Annotated in this window: 1 rRNA gene; it reads right to left on the reverse strand. The window is 49.3% G+C overall.

Features of this window, described 5'->3' with window-relative positions:
- Positions 1-522: ribosomal RNA gene (locus tag L0668_RS20555) — 23S ribosomal RNA — on the reverse strand; the annotation flags it as partial.
- Positions 523-542 lie beyond the last annotated feature (20 nt).

Consider the following 542-nt stretch of genomic DNA (forward strand, 5'->3'; position numbering starts at 1 on the left):
TGCTCCCACTGCTTGTACGTATACGGTTTCAGGTTCTATTTCACTCCCCTCACAGGGGTTCTTTTCGCCTTTCCCTCACGGTACTGGTTCACTATCGGTCAGTTAGGAGTATTTAGCCTTGGAGGATGGTCCCCCCATCTTCAGTCAAGATAACACGTGTCCCGACCTACTTAATATGGCAATAATGACGCTTCGTGTACGGGGCTATCACCCTGTATCGCTGTGCTTTCCAACACATTCCACTACTTCATTACTACTCGGCTGCTCCCCGTTCGCTCGCCGCTACTAGGGGAATCTCTGTTGATTTCTTTTCCTAAGGGTACTTAGATGTTTCAGTTCCCCTCGTTTGCCTCTACAACCTATGTATTCAGTTGCAGATAACGCCGAAGCGTTGGGTTCCCCCATTCGGACATCTGTGGATCAAAGCATTTTGTCGGCTCCCCACAGCTTTTCGCAGACTTACACGTCCTTCATCGCCTCTAACTGCCTAGGCATCCACCGTATACGCTTAGTCACTTAACCATACAACCCCAAATGACCTC

This window comes from Paraglaciecola algarum (assembly GCF_021532655.1).
Taxonomy (GTDB): Bacteria; Pseudomonadota; Gammaproteobacteria; order Enterobacterales; family Alteromonadaceae; genus Paraglaciecola; species Paraglaciecola algarum.